This window comes from Streptomyces sp. RKAG293, from assembly GCF_023701745.1.
Lineage (GTDB): Bacteria > Actinomycetota > Actinomycetes > Streptomycetales > Streptomycetaceae > Actinacidiphila.
This window is the reverse complement of record NZ_JAJOZB010000001.1, coordinates 8,603,026-8,619,306: the sequence shown is the minus strand read 5'-3', so window position 1 is coordinate 8,619,306 and position 16,281 is coordinate 8,603,026. Positions and strand designations below refer to the sequence as shown.

The 16,281-nt window shown below is 70.3% G+C and carries 12 protein-coding genes and 1 pseudogene; 6 read left to right on the top strand and 7 right to left on the bottom strand.

Translation table 11 applies throughout. The features are described from left to right. Nucleotides 1-255 precede the first annotated feature (255 nt). Complete coding sequence (pip, locus tag LNW72_RS37980; protein ID WP_250979576.1) at nt 256-1,215, top strand: prolyl aminopeptidase; 960 nt, start codon at nt 256-258, stop codon at nt 1,213-1,215. Between the two features lie 48 nt (nt 1,216-1,263). Here pip and LNW72_RS37975 read toward each other — a convergent pair. Continuing rightward, nucleotides 1,264-1,995: pseudogene (locus LNW72_RS37975) on the bottom strand (cytochrome P450); the annotation flags it as partial. 142 nt (nt 1,996-2,137) lie between these two features. Between LNW72_RS37975 and LNW72_RS37970 the strand changes: the two are divergent. After that, nucleotides 2,138-2,866 (top strand): class I SAM-dependent methyltransferase, encoded by a 729-nt coding sequence (locus tag LNW72_RS37970; protein WP_250979575.1) that lies wholly within the window; start codon nt 2,138-2,140, stop codon nt 2,864-2,866. Here the strand turns inward: LNW72_RS37970 and LNW72_RS41860 are convergent. From LNW72_RS41860 to LNW72_RS37955, 3 genes are read right to left on the bottom strand one after another with little or no spacing between them, the layout of a single operon-like run. Continuing rightward, nucleotides 2,819-3,571, bottom strand: a complete 753-nt coding sequence (locus LNW72_RS41860) for an AraC family transcriptional regulator (protein WP_250979574.1) — start codon at nt 3,569-3,571, stop codon at nt 2,819-2,821. The genes LNW72_RS37970 and LNW72_RS41860 overlap by 48 nt on opposite strands. Nucleotides 3,572-3,620: 49 nt before the next feature. After that, entirely contained in the window at nt 3,621-4,301 is a 681-nt protein-coding gene (locus LNW72_RS37960) for a response regulator transcription factor (protein WP_250979573.1), read from the bottom strand. Continuing rightward, the gene (locus LNW72_RS37955) at nt 4,298-5,488 is read right to left on the bottom strand and encodes a histidine kinase (RefSeq protein WP_250979572.1); all 1,191 of its coding nucleotides are present in this window, start codon (nt 5,486-5,488) and stop codon (nt 4,298-4,300) included. The genes LNW72_RS37960 and LNW72_RS37955 overlap by 4 nt, the downstream gene beginning before the upstream one ends. Before the next feature lie 268 nt (nt 5,489-5,756). Between LNW72_RS37955 and LNW72_RS37950 the strand changes: the two genes are divergently transcribed. Next, nucleotides 5,757-7,970 carry an MMPL family transporter gene (locus LNW72_RS37950; protein WP_374117441.1) on the top strand — a complete coding sequence of 738 codons (2,214 nt, stop codon included), beginning with the start codon at nt 5,757-5,759 and terminating at the stop codon, nt 7,968-7,970. A 126-nt stretch (nt 7,971-8,096) separates the two neighbouring features. Continuing rightward, complete coding sequence (locus LNW72_RS37945; RefSeq protein WP_250980466.1) at nt 8,097-8,960, top strand: class I SAM-dependent methyltransferase; 864 nt, start codon at nt 8,097-8,099, stop codon at nt 8,958-8,960. Here LNW72_RS37945 and helR read toward each other — a convergent pair. After that, on the bottom strand, nt 8,947-11,109 hold the full coding sequence (helR, locus tag LNW72_RS37940; RefSeq protein ID WP_250979570.1) for an RNA polymerase recycling motor ATPase HelR: 2,163 nt from the start codon (nt 11,107-11,109) through the stop codon (nt 8,947-8,949). The genes LNW72_RS37945 and helR overlap by 14 nt on opposite strands. A gap of 447 nt (nt 11,110-11,556) precedes the next feature. Here helR and LNW72_RS37935 point away from each other — a divergent pair, with 447 nt between their 5' ends. Continuing rightward, on the top strand, nt 11,557-13,323 hold the full coding sequence (locus tag LNW72_RS37935) for a serine/threonine protein kinase (RefSeq protein ID WP_250979569.1): 1,767 nt from the start codon (nt 11,557-11,559) through the stop codon (nt 13,321-13,323). Nucleotides 13,324-13,513: 190 nt separating this feature from the next. Here LNW72_RS37935 and LNW72_RS37930 read toward each other — a convergent pair whose 3' ends face one another. Further along, nucleotides 13,514-14,074, bottom strand: coding sequence for a cysteine hydrolase family protein (locus tag LNW72_RS37930; RefSeq protein ID WP_250979568.1), 561 nt, complete (start codon nt 14,072-14,074; stop codon nt 13,514-13,516). 291 nt (nt 14,075-14,365) lie between these two features. Between LNW72_RS37930 and LNW72_RS37925 the strand changes: the two genes are divergently transcribed. Beyond that, the gene (locus LNW72_RS37925) at nt 14,366-14,956 is read left to right on the top strand and encodes a hypothetical protein (protein ID WP_250979567.1); all 591 of its coding nucleotides are present in this window, start codon (nt 14,366-14,368) and stop codon (nt 14,954-14,956) included. A 183-nt stretch (nt 14,957-15,139) separates the two neighbouring features. On the opposite strand, the gene LNW72_RS37920 is transcribed toward LNW72_RS37925, so the two are convergent. Further along, the gene (locus LNW72_RS37920; protein WP_250979566.1) at nt 15,140-16,252 is read right to left on the bottom strand and encodes an alkene reductase; all 1,113 of its coding nucleotides are present in this window, start codon (nt 16,250-16,252) and stop codon (nt 15,140-15,142) included. Between the last annotated feature and the right edge of the window lie 29 nt (nt 16,253-16,281).

The window sequence follows — 16,281 nt, the reverse complement described above, 5'->3', positions numbered from 1 at the left end:
GGCAGGGTGAGGGAGACGCTACGCATTCGCCGAGTCGATCAGGCCTGGACCAGGTGGGCCATGACGGGTGTCACATCGGTGGTAACAGGCCTGTCACAGACGGGAGAAGCAGAGCGGACGGGCTCCCGGAGGCGGGCCTGACGAGGGGCCGGCTGTGCTCTCGGACCTGAGCCGCATCCGGTCCCGAAGGTAGTGTGGGCGGCTTGTGCCTGTTCGGGCGACCGCGTATGAGCTCGTAGGAAAGAGAGTCAGACCATGGCCGCGCCCTACCCACCGATCGAGCCCTACGACCACGGCATGCTCTCCACCGGAGACGGAAACCTCGTCTACTGGGAGACCTGCGGCAACCCCGACGGCAAGCCCGTCCTCGTCGTCCACGGCGGCCCCGGTTCGGGCTGCTCGACCGGCCGCCGCAGCTCCTTCGATCCGGAGCGCTACCGGATCGTCCTCTTCGACCAGCGGGGATGCGGACGGAGCACACCCCATGCAAGCGATCCGGCCGCCGACATGGACCTCAACACCACCGAGCATCTGATGGCCGACATGGAGCAGTTGCGCGAGCATCTCGGCGTCGAGCGGTGGCTGCTCTTCGGCAGCTCCTGGGGTTCCACGCTCAGCCTCGCCTACGCCGAGCGGCATCCGGAACGGGTTTCGGAGATCGTCCTCGTGGCCGTCACCAGTTCCCGTCGCACCGAGATCGACTGGCTGTACCGGGGTGCGGGCCGCTTCTTCCCTGAGGCCTGGCAGCGGTTCCGCGACGGTGTTCCCGAAGCCGACCGCGACGTCGACCTCGTCGGGGCGTACGCGCGCCTCATGAACGACCCCGACCTGAACGTACGGACCAAGGCCGCGCTCGACTGGTGCGCCTGGGAGGACGCGGTCCTGTCCGCGGAACCCAACGGAGCGCCCACCCCGTACAGCGACAAGCCGGCGCTGGCCATGCTGGCCTTCGTGCGGATCTGCGCGCACTACTTCGCCCATGGGGCCTGGCTGGAGGAAAGTCAGTTGATCCGCGACGCGGGACGTCTGGCGGGCATTCCGGGCGTCCTGATCCACGGCCGCCTCGACATGAGCGGACCGCTGGACACGGCCTGGGAACTCAGCCGCGCCTGGCCCGGCTCGGAACTGGTGGTCATCGACGACTCGGGACACAAGGGCAGCGCCACGATGAGCGCGGCACTGTACGAGACGTTCGAGCGGTTCGCGGCACGGTGAGTTCAACTGGCCCGGATGGTGCCCCACGGCCGGTGCCGTGCGGGCCGTTCAGTACCGCACCGGGAGGGCCAGCAGTCCCCGGGCGCGCATCGAGGGCCGCCAGCGCAGGGCGTCGGGTGGGACGTCGAGGGCCAGGTGGGGGAAGCGGTCAAGGAGCGCGGTGAGCGCGATCTCGGTCTCCATGCGGGCCAGCGGAGCGCCGAGGCAGTAGTGGATGCCGTGCCCGAGGGCGAGGTGACCGGTGGCGTCGCGGGTGATGTCGACGTGGTCGGGATCGGCGAACTGGTCGCGGTCGCGGTTCGCCGCGGCCAGGGACAGTAGGACGGTCTCGCCGGCCGGGATCGTGACACCGCCGATGGTGATGTCCTCCAGAGGGAAGCGCCGGATCGCCAGCGGTGCGGGCCCGTCGTGCCGGGCGAACTCCGCGACCGCGCCGCCGACCCGGCCCAGGTCCGCCCGCAGTGCCCCGAGTTGGTCGGGCGCGGTGAGCAGCGCCAGGGTGGCGTTGCCGATGAGGTGGATGGTGTTCTCGTAGCCGGCGAACAGGATGAGGAAGACCAGTGACACCAGCTCGTCCTCGCTGAGCCGGTCCTCGCCGCCCTCTTCAGCCCTGGAGCTGTCCTGGTGGTGGTTCTCGTGGTGGTTCTCGTCCCGTGCGGCGATCATCGCGGAGAGCAGGTCGTCGGCCGGGTGGTTCCGCTTGTCGGCGATCAGCTGGGTGAAGTACCCCAGCATGCTCCCGACCGCTTCCTTGGCGCGCGAGGGCTGGGCGGGGTCCGGACGCTGTGGTGGCCATGAACCCACCCTAAATTCCCCACCTCACGGCCTCACTCCCGGTACCGCACAGAGCTACCGCCCGCACAGGCTGCCGCACAGGACGCCCGCGCCGCCCGCGCCGCCCGCGACGACGGAGCAGTGCGGGATGTCCCGGAACCCCGACCGGCGTACGAGCGCTTCGTTCAAGACCGGCCGGCACCATGCGATCGAGACTGCACGCATGACCGAACGAACCTTCACCCCAGCACTGGGCCGTTTCGCCCCCACCCGCTTCTATGACCCCGTGATCGCACTGACCCGGGAGCGCATGTGGCGGAGCCTCCTGGCCATGCATGTGGCACCGCAACCCGACGACGTGATCGTCGACGTGGGCTGCGGCACCGGCTCGCTGGCCCTGCTGCTCAGCCGAGTCCAGCCGGCGGCGCGGATCGTCGGGGTCGACCCCGATCCTGATGTGCTGACGGTGGCGCGGCGCAAAGCCGATGCCGCTGGTGTGGCACCGGAATGGCGGGCCGGCATGGGGGACGCGCTGACGGAGGTTCTCGGGGTGGACGTGGCGAGCACCGTGGTCTCCAGCCTGGTGCTCCACCAATGTCCGGTCACGATGAAGCGGGGGATCCTCGCGTCGATGTTCGCGGTGCTGCGGCCCGGTGGGAAGGTGGTGATCGCCGACTACGGGCTGCAGCGGACGAGGCGTATGCGGCTGGCCTTCCGGGTGGTGCAGATGGCGGACGGCAAGGCGGACACCCAGCCCAATGCCGACGGGATCCTTCCGGCGCTCATGTCGGAGGCCGGTTTCCGTGACGTGCGCGAGGCCGAGCTCGTGTCAACGGTCACCGGCTCGATTTCCGTCTACGTCGGACGGCGCGATTGACGGGCGCAACGCCGACAGCACGGCCGACGGCGTGAGGCCCATCATCTCGCGCATCTGCCGGGTGAAGTGCGCCTGGTCGGCGAAGCCGCCCGTGACGGCTGCGTCGGCCAGCGACTGGCCCGCGCCCAGCGCGTCCGCCGCGCGCGACAGACGCTGCCAGATCCGCCAGCGCGGCAGTGGCATCCCCAACTGATCTCGTGCCAGGGCGCGCAGGCGCTGGGGTGACAGTCCTGCCGTCGCGGCGAGGCCCGGCATCGGAACTCTCCGCTCCGCCAGTGTGTTCATCGCCTTCACCAGCCGGGCATCGAGCTCGGCCGATGGGAGCGCGCCGGCGGCGCTGAGGTCCTTCTCGCTGAGGCAGCACAGCTCGGGGGCCGGGGTGATGCCGTCGCCGCAGCGGTCGCGCAGCCGGTCCGCGAACGCGCAATGCGGCTCGATGAAGAAGGTGACCAGGGTCGTCATCGCCAGGATTCGATGCCGCGCCATCGGCGGCACGATCAGCGCCGCGGCGCGGTGGTGGGTACCGGAAGCGTCCACCATCGTCACCTCGCCCCGGACGGCGATGGCGACCTGGAAGGCGGCGTGGGCATGCAGCGAACTGTCCGCCGACGGGCCCCGGTACACCGCGTACCCCTCGCGGATGGCGAACCCCGGCACCATCTCCTCCCCCACCTCCACACACTCTCGATACTGCCGGGCCGACACGAGATCAGCGGTCGGGTCCTGGGGATGGTGTCCGGTCCGGGGCCCGCCCCTAGTTCTGCTGGGTCTCCACGAGACCTGACTCGTAGGCGGCGATCACCGCTTGGGCGCGGTCCCGGACGCTGAGTTTGTCGAAGATGCTGGTGATGTAGTTCTTGACGGTGGAGACGGTGATGTCCAGCGCGCGGGCGATCTCCGCGTTGTCGAGGCCGGTGGCGATCAGGCGCCACACCTCGACCTCGCGGGGCGTGAGTTCGCTGAGGCTGATGGGAGGCTTCTGCGGACGGTGCGGGCCTCTCACGTAGGTGGAGATGAGCCGGGTGAGCAGCCGGGGCGCGACGGTGGCCTCACCCGCGTGGACGATGTGGATCGCCGCGACGAGTTCCTCCGGGGAGATGTCCTTGGGCAGGAATCCGTAGGCGCCGGCGCGGAGCGCGCCCACGACGTACTCGTCCATGTCGAAGGTGCTCAGGGCCAGCACACGGCAGCCGGGGAGCGCGGCGGCGAGCTGCTCGGTCGCCTGGACACCGTCGAGGACGGGCATCCGGATGTCCATCACGACGACGTCCGGCCGGAAGCGGTGCGCGAGGGCGACGGCCTGTTCGCCGTCCTCGGCCTCGGCCACCACCTCGAACGCCGGGTCGGGGGCGAGGATGAGTGCCAGCCCGCGCCGGACCAGCGGCTGGTCGTCGGCGATCAGCACGCTGATCTTCTTCTGCGGAAGTCCGCTCATTGGAGGAGTTCCGCTCTCTCATCCGCTGCCAGTGGCAGGCTGGCCGCCACTCTGAATCCGCCGCCGTCGAGTCCGCCGGTCTCCAGGGTGCCGCCCTGCAGGACGACACGTTCGTGCATACCGATCAGCCCGTAGCCGGTCCGGGCCGCGGCTGCAGTCTCCAGCGCTCCCACGGGCACCAGCGCGCCCGCGCCGTCGTCGAGGACCTCGACGTCGACCCGGTCCGGGAGGTACGTCAGCTGTACCGACGCGCGGGCCCGGCCGGCGTGTTTGCGGGCGTTGGTGAGTGCTTCCTGTACGACCCGGAACACGGTGAGCCCGACGGTCGGCGGCAGTGGTCGCTCCTTGCCGCAGACCCGGAACTCGGTGGGCAGACCGGCCAGCCGGGACTCGCTGACGATGCGGTCGATGTCACCGGCTCCGGGTTGGGGTGCGTGCGGCGCGAGCTCCGGTTCGTCGCCGGCGCGCAGGACGTCGAGGAGCTGGCGCATCTCGCCCAGGGCCATCCGACCGGAGGACTCCAGGGTGAGCAGTGCGTCCCGCGCGGCGTCGGTGTTGCCCGCGAGGTTGGCCCGTGCTCCGCCGGCCATGAGCTGCATCGTGGTGATGTGGTGGGCCACGATGTCGTGCAGCTCCCGGGCGATACGGCGCCGTTCGTCGGCCACCGCGCGGTCGGCCAGCAACCTGCGGGTCGCCGCGACCTCCTGTTGCCAGCGGCTGACCACGATCGCCGTTATGACGACGATGAGGACGGCGATGACATTGGCGAGGATGTCCGTCCTCGACGTGGTCCGCCCGAAGCCCTGGCTCAGCAGCGTCAGGGCCACCGTCGCGACGGACACCACCGCTGTCATCGGAGCGGAGCAGACCCGGGCCGCCGAGTACAGACCGACCGTGATGACCGCGCCGAAGTGGCTCGGCTGCGACGAGGACAGATTCAGCACCGAGGTGAGGGTCAGCACGGCGACGAATGCCGGCATCGGGTGGCTACGGCGGGCCAGCAGTGGCAGGGCGGACAGGACGACGAGGATGCATCCGAGGGCCGTGACGGAACCGTCCTCGGTCGGGCTGCCGATCAGGTAGCCGAGAAGGTCGACGACCGCCGCCCCGACGGCGACGAGCCCGTCGTTGCGCGTCCACGGCAGTGCGCCGGGAATCAGTGGCGCGGTGTACCGGCGCGTTCGCATGGTGCCCCTCCCTGTTCTCTGCCCTCCGGGTGCTCCCGCGAGCGGACGACCTGCTGGCCCTGATCCATTCTCGCATCGGGCCGACGGCCGGACGTTGTCCCTGCGGCTGATCTTCGACCAGGACCACGGTCCTGGTCGGGGGCCGTTGCCGGACCTCGGACCCCTGATCGTGTTCATCCTCTGCTCGGACGATCTCCAGGCCCCCGCGTGATGGTCTGGAAACCGACCGGGAGCCCCCGGCGATGAAGTCCATTTGCCGGAGGACACAGTGATCCGCGCCCTGACCGGATTCTCCACCAGAAACCCGTGGAAGGTCATCGCCGTCTGGGCGGTGCTGGGTATCGTTCTGACCGCTCTGAGTTCGACGTTGATCTATCGGGTCACGCAGAACCAGACCGGGGATTTCCTGCCCAAGACCTATGACTCGGCCGCCGCGCTGAAAATCGCCGAGGACCAATTCGGGGTGAAATCCGACGCCAATACGGTCACCGTGCTGGTCGCCCGGCCGGACGGCAAGCCCCTCACCGCTGCGGACCAGCGGCGGGTCGGCTCCGAGGCCGAGAAACTCGCCCGGCACCGGGTCACCATGCCCAAGCCCAAGGACGGCGGGCCGTCCTTCCTCCTCAAGGACTATTCGCAGACACCCCGGGTCACCCCGGCGATGATGGCGCCCGACCGGAGTTTCGAGCTGCTCTCCGCGGAGCTGGTCGGAAATTCCACGGCTCCCGGAATGCAGGACCTCTATCGGGCCTTCCGGGACGACGCCCGCGCGCAATTCACCGACGCGGGAATGCGCACCGGATTCACCGGCGGCCTGGCCGACACCGTGGACACCACCGATGCCGGGGAGACCGCCTCGAAGGTCACGTCGATGCTCGTCATCGGGCTCATCGTGCTGCTCAACGTGCTGGTGTTCCGGAGCGTTCTCGCGGCCGTGCTGCCGCTCCTCGCCGTCGTCTTCATCGGCGGTGCGGCGTCGGGTGCCGTGGTCGGCGCCGCGATGCTGACCGGAATCAAACTGGACCCGGGCACCCCCTCGCTGATCAGCGTGGTCCTGCTCGGCATCGGTACCGACTACCTGCTGTTCCTGCTGTTCCGCTTCCGCGAACAGCTGCGGGCGCACCCGGAGCGGAACGCCCGTACGGTGGCCGGTGAGGTATCCGGCCGAGTGGGCAACGCGATCACCTCGGCGGCGCTGACCATCGTGGCCGCCTTCGCCACCCTCGGGGTCGCGTCCTTCGGACAGTTCCGGGTGCTCGGTCCGGCCATCGCCGTCTCGGTCCTGGTCATGCTGCTGGGCAGTCTCACCTTGATGCCGGCCATGCTGGCGGCGGCCGGGCGCAAGATGTTCTGGCCCTCGCGGGCTCTCCGGCGCGAGCCCCGCGCGGGCTCGGCCGCCCGCTTGGGCGACCTGGTCGCACGACGGCCGCTGCTGATGCTCGTCGCCTCCGTCGTCATGCTGGGCGCACTGTCCGCCGGGCTGGTCGGGATCCGGATGGACTACGGCCTGAATCACGGAGGACCGCAGACCGCGGCGGCGACCACCGCCACCGAGATCTCCCGTGCCCTGCCGGCCGGTGTGTCGGACCCGACGAGCGTCTTCGTCACCGCCAAGGACGGCGGCACCCTGCGTGCGGACCGGTTCGACGCCCTCTCCCGTGCGCTGACCCAGGTCAAGGGTGTGGGCCAGGTGGGCAGCACCACCCTGAACCAGGACCACCGCGCCGCCCGGATCGACCTCTACCTGACGGCGGATCCCCAGAGCCAGCAGGCTCGCGACCTGGTCTCCGGACCGGTCCGGGATGCGGTCGCCGCGCACACGCCCACCGGTACGACGGCACACGTCGGCGGGACGGCGGCGATCTTCGCCGACATATCGACGGCCGTCGACCATGACCTGAAGATCGTGTTCCCGGTCGCGGCCGTGCTGATCTCGCTGATCCTGCTCGTGCTGCTGCGAAGCCTGCTCGCGCCGATGATCCTCATGCTCTCCGTGGGCCTCGGCTTCGCCGCCACCCTCGGTGCCTCCACCCTGTTGTTCCAGCACCTGTTGAACAAGCCGGGGGTCAACTTCACCCTCCCGCTGGTGCTGTTCCTGTTCGTGGTCGCGCTCGGCACCGACTACAACATCCTGATCAGCGACCGCATACGGGAGGAGATGGAACGGCCGGGGCCGGCCCGCGCAGCCGTGGCCCGTGCCGTACGGCACACCACACCGGCCATCGCGACCGCGGGACTGGTGCTGGCCGGCTCCTTCGCGAGTCTCGCCGCGACTCCGTCCAGCCAGCAGGTCGGCTTCGCGACGGCCCTCGGCATCATGCTCTCCGCGTTCGTCCTGTCGATCGTGCTGGTGCCGGCACTCGCCGCACTGCTCGGCCGGAGCATCTGGTGGCCGGTCCGTCCCGGCAGGAACGCGGGCCGTCATCCGCAGCACCGCGCGGACGTGCCGACGCAGGAGCGCGACCGGGTCCCGTCCTACTGACCGGGCATCCCACGGTGTCCCCGCTCACGAGCGGGGACACCCGCGCGGCCTGCCCGGCGCATGCGGGCCGCGCCGCTGTCCGCGACAGCGCGGACGAACGCCGTGCCGTGGAATCATCAGGAGGTGATGGGCGACTGGGAGTGGGACGACACGTTGTTCCTGGGCGCGGCCGCCTACTACCGGCGCGGGAGGCTGCCCTATGCCCCTGGGCTCGCGGACCTGCTGGCCGCGGCTGTGCAGCTCGACGGGCGCGGGCGGCTGCTCGACGTGGGATGCGGTCCTGGCACCCTCGCCCTGAGCCTGGCGCACCTGTTCGGCGAGATCGTCGGCCTGGACCCGGACGGCGGGATGATCGCCGAAGCAGAGCGCGAGGCCACCCTGGCGGGAGCAGCCCGGAAGGCGCGGTGGGTGCGGGCCCGGGCCGAGGAACTGCCCGCGGGTCTGGGTGAGTTCACCGTCGCGACCTTCGGCCAGTCCTTCCACTGGATGGATCGCGACCTGGTGGCGGCCACCGTCAGGGACATGCTCCGGCCCGGCGGGGCGCTGGTGCACATCGCCGATCTGAAGACGGAGACCCGGACCGTCGACGGGCTTCCGTATCCGGCCGTGCCCTACGCCGCGATGGACTCGCTGGTCAGGCACCATCTGGGACCGGTCCGACGAGCCGGCCGCGGGGTGCTGACCCACGGAACACCCGGTGATGAGGCGGCGGTGCTCACCCGAGCCGGCTTCTCCGGACCCCAACGCCATGTCGTGCCCGGCGGGCAGGCGCTGGAACGCACCTCTGACGACGTCGTCGCGTGGGCCTATTCCATGTCCTCCTCCGCTCCACATCTGTTCGGCCCACGCCGCGATGACTTCGAGACGGATCTGCGCCGGCTGCTGCGGGACGTGTCCCCGGCGGACCGGTTCTCCGAACGACAGCCGAGCACCGAGGTCTTCGTCTGGTGGAAGGACCCCGCCGGGCCGGCTCCCGTCAGGAGCTCGTGAGGATGACCAGCTGCTGGGTCGCCCGGGTCATCGCGACATAGCGGTCGACGGCTCCTTCGATGCCCGTGCCGAACGACTCCGGGTCGATGAGGACGACCAGGTCGAACTCGAGCCCCTTCGACAGCTCCGGAGTCAGCGACCGGACGCGGGACGTCGCCTGGAACGTGGGATCGCCGATGACGCACGCGATGCCTTCGTCATGGGCGGTGAGCCAGGTGTCGATGAGGGAGTCCAGCTCCGCAACCGATCCGTGGACGACGGGGAGGTCGCTGCTGCGGATGGAGGTCGGCACGTTGGCGTCCGGGAGCGCGGCCCGGATGACCAGCTCGGCTTCGGTCATCACCTCTTCCGGAGTGCGGTAGTTGATACTCAGGGAGGCGACAGTGATCCGGTCGAGCCCGACCCGCTCGAGCCGTTCCTGCCACGACTCCGTGAACCCGTGCCTGGCCTGGGCGCGGTCCCCGACGATGGTGAAGCTCCGGGACGGGCAGCGCAGCAGCAGCATCTGCCATTCGGCATCGGTCAGCTCCTGCGCCTCGTCCACGACGATGTGCGCGAACGGGCCGGCGAGCAGGTCGGGTTCGGCGCCGGGCAGGGCGCTCTCGTCGATCAGGGTGTCCTGCAGGTCCTGTCCACGCAGCATCCCCACCGCGCCTTCGCTCTCGTCGATCAGCATGTTCTGCAGCAGGCTGTCGATGGCGTCGGCCCTGGTCGCGCGTTCGGCGGCGACGGTGGCCTGGTTCCGGCGCATGCGCCGGGACGCCTCCGGGTCGCCGAGCCGCTGCCGTGCCGCGTCCAGGAGCGGCAGGTCGGACACCGTCCACGCCTGGGCCTGGGTCTGCGCGCGCTGCAGCTTGCGCACGTCATCGGGGCCGAGCCAGGGAGCGCATTTGCGCAGATAGGCGGGCACCGACCACAGGTCCGCGACGAGGTCGGTCGCCTCGACCAGCGGCCACGCCCGGTGGAGGGCCTTGAGCAGCGCCCTGTCCTGCAGCAGTGACCTCCGGAGCAGCTCGGGTGAGGCCTCGCTCTCGTCCTTCTCCATCAGGATCGTGAGCAGCTCCTCCATGATCTGCTCATGTGCCTCGTTGTGCGGAGTGCCCTGCTCCACCGCTTCGAACGCCACCGCCCAATCGCGGGGGCTCAGCCAGATGTCGGACCAGTGGGTCGCGACCGTCATCCCCTCGGTGGGCGGCTCCTCGTAGATGCCGACGGCCGCCTCGATCGCCTTCACCAGGTCCGCGGACGACTTCAGAAGGGCCACGTCCGGGTCGGTCTCGATCGCTGCTCCGGCCCCCTCGGTGACGAGGTCCCGCAGGGTGCAGGTCTGCACGCCCTCCTCTCCGAGGCTGGGCAGGACATCCGCGACGTAGGCCAGGTAGGGCTGGTGCGGGCCGACGAACAGCACTCCGCCCCGACGGTGACCGAGGCGGGGATCGGAGTAGAGGAGGTAGGCGGAGCGGTGCAGGGCGACGACGGTCTTCCCCGTACCCGGGCCGCCGTCGACCACGAGGGCGCCGCGGGATCCCGCCCGGATGACGGCGTCCTGGTCGGTCTGGATGGTGGAGAGCACGTCCCGCATCCGGGCCGACCGGTTGCTGCCCAGGCTGGCGATGAACGCGGACTGGTCGTCGAGCGCGGCGCGCCCTTCGAGCCCGTCGGCGGTGAACACCTCGTCCCAGTAGTCGCTGATCCGGCCGCGGGTCCAGCGGTATCTGCGGCGGCTCGCCAGACCCATCGGGTTGGCGTGGGTCCCCGCGAAGAACGGCTCAGCCGCGGGGGAACGCCAGTCGAGCAGCAGCCGGCCACCCGCGCTGTCGGTGAGGCCGAGTCGTCCGATGTACACCGGCTCGGAGTCCTCCGCGCTGACCATGTGTCCCAGACACAGATCGAGACCGAAGCGACGCAAGGCGCGCAGGCGACCGGTCAGGCGGTGGATCTCCGTGTCGCGGTCCATCGCTCCGCGGCCGATGCCGCCGGGTGCCTTGCGCTCGGCATCGAGGAGATCGGACAGTTCGGCGATCGCCTGCTCGAGGCTCTCCGCGATGGACGCGAAGTGCTGCTCGTCGCCGGCGATCATCGCCGGGTCGGCCTTGGGCGCGAGGCGGTCGGGAAGGTCGAACGCGCTGGTGGCGGTCAGAGGGTTCATGTCATCGCCTCCGGTCCGAGGTCCCTGCCGCGACGTCCCGCGGGGCGCACACCTGCATCTCGGTGCCGAGGGCTCGCACCAGCAGCGCGTGTCCCCTCACCACCGACTCGACGTCACCGCACGACCCGTAAACCGACAACAACACATGCACTTCGTGAATCTCCCATTTCTGCAGGTTATGACCTAGGCCCGTGATTGTGCCCCACGACCGGGGCCTTGCCGCAAGCCCCCTGGTGCGCTATAAGTTAAAAGTGGCAAGGAGTGGGTCTTCCTCCTACCGTCATCACCCGCTCGGGGCGGACAAGCCACCTGCATCCTCAGAACGCAACGTTCCCGCCCACTTGAGCACACTCCTCCTGAGCACATTCGAGGCTGTTTCCTTGCTGCGCAAGCGAGTCCAGGCGGGTGGGTGTGTGATCTTCCCGGGTGTCTCGTAGGCTCCGGGCCATGAGTAACGGGGAGTCCGGCAGACGGGTCATCGACGGTCGCTTCGAGCTGGAGGCGCGGCTAGGCAGCGGTGGCATGGGGCTGGTGTGGCGGGCACGCGATCTCGTGCTCGACCGGGCGGTGGCGCTCAAGGAAGTACGCCCGTCGGATCCCGGGCTGGCCGAGTACGATCCGCCCGCCGCAAGCCTGTTGCGGGCCCGGGTACTGCGGGAGGCCCGTGCGCTGGCCCGGGTCGAACATCCCAACGTGGTGACCATCCACCATGTCGTGGACGGCGGTGAGGGCACCTATCCCTGGCTCGTGATGGAGCTGGTGACCGGCGGATCGCTTCAGGACCGGCTCGCGCGCGGGCCGATGGATCCGGTGGAGGCGGCCGTGTTGGGCCGCGAACTGCTGGCCGCACTACGGGCCGCGCACGCCGTGGGAATTCAGCACCGGGACGTGAAACCCCCCAACGTCCTGCTGCGCCCGGACGGGCGCCCGGTGCTCACCGACTTCGGCATTGCCGCGATCCGTGAGTCATCCACGGTCCTGACGGCCACCGGATCGATGATCGGCACCCCCGACTTCATGGCCCCCGAGCGGATCACCGGGGACGGCGGCGGGCCGAGTTCGGACCTGTGGTCCCTGGCGATGATGCTGTACGTGGCGGTGGAGGGCCATCACCCGCTGCGCAGGGCAACCACGCTGGCCACGCTGGCCGCCGTCCTCAACGAGGAGCTTCCGCCGCCACGGCAGGCCGGGCCGCTGACAGCATTCCTCAACGCCCTTCTGGTCAAGGATCCGGCCGACCGGCCGGACGCCGAATCCATGGACCGCATGCTGGCGGTCGCGGCTCAACACCGGGCGACCGGCCCCGTACTCGGCTCAGGACCGGTGCAAGGTCCTGGATCCGTGCCCGAGGCGACGTCCTTCCCGCTGAGGCCTCCCGTCGCGGAGCCCACATCGGCGCGGCCGGACGGATTCGGGCCGCCCCCGCCCCACGACGCCGTTCCGCACGGCGCCGGACCCTCGCCCCATCCCTCGCAGTACCCCTCCCCCTACGCCTCGCAGTACCCCGGCCCGGGAGCGGGCGCGACACGGCCGTCCATCGGCGACGAGCGGCGCAAACTCCGCACTCGGCGGGTGGCGATCGGCTCGGCGGTCTGCGGAACCGTGCTGTCGGGCCTGCTGGTGTGGACGCTGGTCCCGGAGCACGACGGCGACAACGTCGTGTCCGGGAAGCCCGGCTCGAGCGCCGCCACGTCACACTCATCGGGACCGGCACCGACGACCGCACAGCCCACGACGCCACCGGAGAAGGATCCGGTCAAGGTGAGCCTGCTGACGCCCGACGGCATCCGTGCGGCGATCAAGGAACTGAAGGCGCGGATGGGGACCGACAAGGTCGGCCGCTTCGTGGTCTACCCGGAGTACATCTCCGCCGAAGGCATGGTCAAGGGCAGCGCCACCCACTACGACAGCTACGACTACCGCGTCGGCGAAGGCGTGACCCGCAGCACGATCAGCGGGACGCTGATGGGCGGCGAACAGCCCGTCAGCATGGACCTCTTCAACTGGGACGCGCTGCCCGCCCTGCTCAGCCGGGCGCAGAAGGACCTGAAGGTCCCCAAGCCCACGACGCGCTACCTCGTGATCCGCCAGCCCAACAACATCTTCAACACCCCCGCGGGCATCGCCGTCTACCTCGCCGACGCCTACGACGGCGGCTACCTGGAAGCAGATCCCAAGGGCAAGGTCACCAAGCTGATGCCCGCCGGCGACTAGGGTCTGTCGTCTGGATCTCCGTGGGGGAAGGAGCGGTGTCCGGTGCGTGCAGCTGCAAGGCGGAGGAGGGAGGCGACGCGGAGCGTCGTCGACCGACGACAACGCGGCAGATGTGCGTGCTGGACACCGCGACGCCGCGGAGATCCAGACGACAGGCCCTAGCTTCCCCGCCGGGCCGTGTTCCCGGGCGTCAGGAGGTGCCACCGAAGTCGACGTCCTTGGTCGCGACCGTCCCGGCGGTCCGTCCGGGGGCCGTCTGGTAGGTCCAGTACAGGTTCGTGTGCGCGATGACCTGGTCCGGCGGCGGCGCGCCCCATTCCGACTGGTCCCCGGTCGTGTGGGCGTCACTGACGAGCGTCGCGTCGTAGCCGCGCGCGAAGGCACCGTGGAGGGTCGAGCGGATGCACGCGTCGGTCTCCGCACCGGCGACGACGAGCCGCCCGACGCCGAGGTCCGACAGCACGCTCTCCAGGGTGGTGTCCTCGAAGGCGTCGCCGTAGTTCTTCTCGACCAGCGGCTCGGCCTCGCCCGGAGTCAGCTCGGGGACGATCCGCCAGTCGTCGCTCCCCCGCACGAGGTGCTCGTCGGAATGCTGGACCCAGACGACCGGGACCCGCTCCCCCCGGGCCTGCTCGACCAGGCTGCCGACATTGGCGACGACCGCGTCGCGCTCATGGGCGTCCTTGACGACGCAGACCTGCACATCGACGACGAGCAGCGCGGTGTTCGGCCGGTTCTCGAGAGTGGTCATGGGCCCTCCTGATCACAATGGGTTCCTCGCGCCATCCACGGTAGACCCACCCACTGACAGCGAGGGCGAGCACCGGCACGGCACCAGAACTCACCGGCCTGACGGAGACCTGCCGGCGGCGCTCGCCTCGGGCCGGCGCACACCGGCCGGAGCCCGTGCAGGGGGCCGCTCGGGTGTCGGGACTGCTCCATCCGGGCCCATGGGGCAGTAGAAGCCACCTCGCTCGGGGCACAGCTCCTTCCGTGCCGGCGTCCCGCCGCACACCGCACCACGTCCCGATGGAGATCCCCCATGAAGTTGCGCACTGCCGCGTCAGCCGCCACGACCACGTTGGTTCTGCTCGCCCTGGCCTCCCCCGCCGTGGCACAGACCGCGCCGCCCGCCCCGACCGCCCCCGCCGCCACTCCGGCCGCGTGTGCCAAGGAGCACCTGGCCTACCTCACGGCCGAGGACCAGGCGATGGCAACCGCCCTCCAGGCGGACACCGCACGGAAGGCGGCCGACGCGGCCGAGAAGGACGTCGCCGTCCTGAAGGAGAGCTCGCACGTGGCGGGCGACCTGGGGGCGCGGTACGGCTCGGAGGGGCTGCAGGCCGGCATGGCGGTCTCCAAGGCCACCGACGCCCGGGATGCCGCGGCCGCAGCCACGGCGCTCAAGAAGCTGGCGGCTCTCGCCAAGAGCAAGGGCGGCGCCGACGGCACCTACCAGGCCGACCGGCTGACCCGTCAGGCGGCCCTGGCGCAGAAGGCCACCAAGGCCAAGAACGCCATGACCCTCAACGCCACCGCCGAGAGGGCCGAACTGACCGCCACGACCGCGTTCAAGAACCTGGCCAAGCCCCGCACCCAGCTGGAGAGCTGCCTGAAGAAGGCCTCCGCCTGATTCTCCGGAAGGCACCACGGTGAGCTGGGCCCCTGACAGTCCCGACGTCCCGGCGGAACCCACCGTCCGGAACGGCGCGGACAAGGTCCCGGAGACCTGGACCGATCACCGACTGGCCTGACCGTCAGGTGCGGAGCACCCATCCCGACGCCCCACACCTGACGGTTTCCGACCCGGCTCGTCTCACACCCGCGCGAGCGTCGGGTAGTCCGTATAGCCCTCCGCTCCGTGCACGTGCATCATCAGCTCCGGGCGGATCTCGTTGAGCGGTGCACCCGCACGCAGCCGCTCCACGAAGTCGGGATTGGCGAGGAAGCCCCGGCCCAGTGCGATCAGGTCGGCGCCCTCGTCCAGCAGGCGCTCGCCCCGCTGTTTTCCGCCGTCGGTCACGACCTCTTCGCGTGACAGCACCGGGTTGGCGATCAGGGTGCCCGGCCAGGTCCTGCGGATTCCGGCGAACAGGGGCTGGTCCGGATCGGCGTGGACCAGGTGCACATAGACCGGGTCGATGTCCGTGAGTGCCTCCAGGAGCGCCGGATAGAGGTCCGCGGTGTCGCCCTCCTCGACGGCGTTGACACCGGATCCGGGTGAGATCCGCAGCCCGACCCGCTCCGGGCCGACGGCCTCGGCGACGGCCCGCACCACCTCGGTCGTGAAGCGAATGCGTCCTTCCACCGCGCCGCCCCACTCGTCGGTCCTGCGGTTGGTGTTCCGCGCCAGGAACTGGTGCAGCAGATGGCCGTTGGCGGAGTGCACCTCCACACCGGCGAATCCCGCCTCGACGGCGTTACGTGCGGCGGTGGCGAAGTCGGCGATGGTGGACGTGACGTCCCGGGCGGTCATCGCACGGGGCGCGACGGCGGTCCGGAGCCCGCTCGGGGTGTGCAGCGTCTCGGGGAACGGTACGACGGACGGCGCCAGCGGGGTGTGCCCGCTGGTGTCGGGATGGCCGACCCTGCCGCCGTGCTGCAACTGCAGGAACATACGGCGGCCGCCGGCCGCGTGCACCGCGTCGGTGACCCTCCGCCACCCGGCGATCTGGGCCGGGTTGTGGATGCCGGGGATGTGCGGGTAGGTCTGGCCGACGGCGTTCGGCGTCGCGGCCTCCGCGATGATCAGTCCGGCCGAGGCGCGCTGCGCGTAGTAGGCGGCCATCAGCTCGCCCGGGACGCCGTCGGCTCCGGCGCGGTTGCGCGTCAGCGGCGCCATCACCAGGCGGCTGGGCAGTTCCAGACCGCCGAGGCGAGCGGGTTCGAAGAGACGGGACGGGACGGGGACCTGATCGGTGTTCGTCATGCCGGTAACGTAAAACCTGACACTGATGT

Excerpts from the sequence above, each read along its gene's own strand:
- pip (WP_250979576.1), top strand. The coding sequence starts at position 256 with ATGGCCGCGCCCTACCCACCGATCGAGCCCTACGACCACGGCATGCTC.
- LNW72_RS37970 (WP_250979575.1), top strand. The coding sequence starts at position 2,138 with ATGTCCCGGAACCCCGACCGGCGTACGAGCGCTTCGTTCAAGACCGGC.
- LNW72_RS37960 (WP_250979573.1), bottom strand. The coding sequence starts at position 4,301 with ATGAGCGGACTTCCGCAGAAGAAGATCAGCGTGCTGATCGCCGACGAC.
- LNW72_RS37955 (WP_250979572.1), bottom strand. The coding sequence starts at position 5,488 with ATGCGAACGCGCCGGTACACCGCGCCACTGATTCCCGGCGCACTGCCG.
- LNW72_RS37945 (WP_250980466.1), top strand. The coding sequence starts at position 8,097 with ATGGGCGACTGGGAGTGGGACGACACGTTGTTCCTGGGCGCGGCCGCC.
- helR (WP_250979570.1), bottom strand. The coding sequence starts at position 11,109 with ATGAACCCTCTGACCGCCACCAGCGCGTTCGACCTTCCCGACCGCCTC.
- LNW72_RS37935 (WP_250979569.1), top strand. The coding sequence starts at position 11,557 with ATGAGTAACGGGGAGTCCGGCAGACGGGTCATCGACGGTCGCTTCGAG.
- LNW72_RS37930 (WP_250979568.1), bottom strand. The coding sequence starts at position 14,074 with ATGACCACTCTCGAGAACCGGCCGAACACCGCGCTGCTCGTCGTCGAT.
- LNW72_RS37925 (WP_250979567.1), top strand. The coding sequence starts at position 14,366 with ATGAAGTTGCGCACTGCCGCGTCAGCCGCCACGACCACGTTGGTTCTG.
- LNW72_RS37920 (WP_250979566.1), bottom strand. The coding sequence starts at position 16,252 with ATGACGAACACCGATCAGGTCCCCGTCCCGTCCCGTCTCTTCGAACCC.